The organism is Sphingomonas sp. Leaf33, from assembly GCF_001421785.1.
In the GTDB taxonomy this organism is placed as follows: domain Bacteria; phylum Pseudomonadota; class Alphaproteobacteria; order Sphingomonadales; family Sphingomonadaceae; genus Sphingomonas.
This window is the reverse complement of the sequence record NZ_LMLB01000001.1, coordinates 32,666-35,296: the sequence shown is the minus strand read 5'-3', so window position 1 is coordinate 35,296 and position 2,631 is coordinate 32,666. Positions and strand designations below refer to the sequence as shown.

The following is a 2,631-nucleotide window of genomic DNA, read 5'->3' as shown; positions in this document are numbered from 1 at the left end:
GCAGGCGGGAGCCTAGAGCCCCATGCGACACGGCCCGTGGCCCTGGGCTCCCGCCTGCGCGGGAGCACGGGTGGCGCTCACGCAAACGCCCAGCCCGACGCCTCGAGCAGCGCGCGCGTCTCGAACAGCGGCAGGCCGACGACCGCGGAGTGCGAGCCCGACAGGAAGCGCACGAACGTTTCGGCGCGGCCCTGGATCGCATAGCCGCCGGCCTTGCCCATGCCTTCGCCGCTCGCGACATACCAGTCGATCTCGGCATCGCTCAGCCGCTTGAACGCGACGACGGTGGTGACCGACCGCACCCGCGCGCGGCCGTCGCGGTCGATGACGCAGAGCCCGGAGACGCAGCGATGCCGCCGCCCCGACAGCAGCCCCAGCATCCGGCGCAGGTCGGCTTCGTCGACGGGCTTTTCCAGGATGCGCGTGCCGACCGCGACCGTGGTGTCGCCGGCCAGTACGATCTCGTGCGGGGCGCGTTCGACCGCGCGGGCCTTGCCCTCGGCGAGGCGCGCGACATAGGCGGCCGGCGCCTCGCCTTTCAGCGGGCTTTCGTCGATGTCGGGGGCGGCGATCCGCGCGGGCACGACGCCGATCCGCGCCAGCAATTCCAGGCGGCGCGGCGAGGTCGAGGCGAGGACGAGCGCGGGTGCGCCGGCGGACAAGCTTATTGCGGTCCGGGACCGCCGCGGCCCGGCATGAAGCGGTACGTGATGCGGCCCTTGGTCAGGTCGTAGGGAGTCAGCTCGACCAGCACCTCGTCGCCGACGAGGACGCGGATGCGGTTCTTGCGCATCTTGCCTGCGGTGTGGCCCAGGATCTCATGGTCGTTCTCCAGCCGCACGCGGAACATCGCGTTGGGCAGGAGCTCGACCACCTGGCCGCGCATTTCGAGCAGTTCTTCCTTGGCCAAACGGCAACCTCTTGCAAATTCTGAGAGTAATAGCTGGCCGCGCCCTTACGCCTCATGGGCGGAAAAGGGAAGGGCGTCGCCGAAGGTCACACTCGGGTCACACTATGCGCGGTGTTCTCCCGGTCCCTGTTCCGTCCCCGCACGTGGAGCCGATGGTCCGGGGGTAGCATTGGCGCGGCGTGTAGGAAAGTTGAAATCGGAACAAAAGCGGAACGTGCGCCGGTCGGATGGACCCGACCGTCCCCTAAAGCAGGCTTCCCTGCGACCCCTTCTGGTGACTGACCCGTGTCTCCACTCGTGCGGCCTTCTTAACCGGGCTGATGAGCGGGGGCAGTTTCGGGCGATGGCCGTGCATCAGCTCGGCGAGCGTCACGATCTGAAGTGCTGGAAAGCGGCCGAACTCGGTTTCGATGGTCGGATGCGACGCCGCTTCCTCGCGCATGCCCTTGGTCGGCAGCGACTTCATGATGAACAGGCCGAACCGGTGCTTGTCGCGCTCCATCACGCGGCCGAGATCGCGAACCATGTTGGGATTGACGATATCGCCTGCCTTTACCGAGATGACGCCGGTTTCGATCCGCCCGCTCTCGGCCAGATAATTGAACCAGCCATCGACGCCCTTGTCGCCACCCTTCTTGTCGCGCGGATACCCGCCCACCAACCAACTGACCCATTGCTGAAACTGGTGGGGATCGTCGGCGGCAAGGCGTTCGGCGCTGGCCAGATCGCGCGGTACGCCGATCGTCTCGAATGCGATGCCCGGATACCCCTCGCGCATCCGGTTCTCGATCATGCCGATCGAGATGTGGGTAACGTCGATCCCGATCCACTGTCGGCCTAGCTTCTGCGCAGCGTCCACCGCGGTGCCACAGCCGCAGAACGGATCGAGCACCACGTCGCCGGGGTTGGACGAGGCGGCGATGATGCGTTCGAGGAGCGCGCGAGGCTTCTGGGTAGGGTAGCCGAGGCGTTCTTTCGCCGTTTGATTGAGACGATCAATGTCTGACCAAACATCGCCAACGGTGACCAATCGAGCTTGTGGATCAAACGGGTCCTCCGCGCGTCGCCGAGGAAAGCCCCCGTTCTTTGGAAAATGAATCAGCTGAGCCGCATCCCACTCTTCCAATTGACTGGTGCTGTTGGCCCAATGTCGCCCCATTTTTGCAGGATCAAAGCCCCGCCAAGGTCGTCCGCTTTCCCCGTCGCGGGTAATGCCGGGACCGGTAAGTTCATAGGTGTTATATTTTAGACCATCGGCCCCTGTAATGAGCGTGTGAGGTGTTTTTGCCAATTCTCCAGGAACTAACTGCTGGTGAAATTTGGCAGCCGGCGTACGAGAATAATGGAAAACTGTATCATGCAAACGCGGCCACTTGCCAGACGTGCTTCGTGAATTCGTGCGACGCCAGATTATTTCTGCCTGATAATTTTCTGTACCAAATACAGCATCCAGCACCAACTTCAGGTAATGGCTCGCAGTGGGGTCGCAGTGGAGATAGAGGCTGCCTGTCTCCTTCAGCACGCGGTGAAGTTCGACCAGACGCACCGCCATCATCGCCAGGTAGGCCATCAGCGGCGTGTCGCCGAGCGCGTCGTGCATCGCGCGCATCATGACCTGCAGCGACCGATTAGTGCCGCTGTCGATGTCGAGCAGCGCGTTCTTCGATGCCTCGCCCCACGTCCAGGTGTCGTCGAACGCCTCGATGCTGGCGTCCGCGCCG

At 64.1% G+C, this 2,631-nt stretch carries 3 protein-coding genes; all 3 read right to left on the bottom strand.

The window, feature by feature from the left end:
- Positions 1-77: 77 nt before the first annotated feature.
- A complete protein-coding gene (locus ASE86_RS00185; RefSeq protein WP_056421534.1) occupies positions 78-662 on the bottom strand; it encodes a Maf family protein in 585 nt (194 codons plus the stop codon).
- 2 nt (positions 663-664) lie between these two features.
- A complete protein-coding gene (infA, locus tag ASE86_RS00180) occupies positions 665-910 on the bottom strand; it encodes a translation initiation factor IF-1 (RefSeq protein ID WP_026325702.1) in 246 nt (81 codons plus the stop codon).
- A 244-nt stretch (positions 911-1,154) separates the two neighbouring features.
- Positions 1,155-2,631: DNA methyltransferase (locus tag ASE86_RS00175; protein WP_235523939.1), on the bottom strand; the 1,477-nt coding region annotated here is incomplete at its 5' end.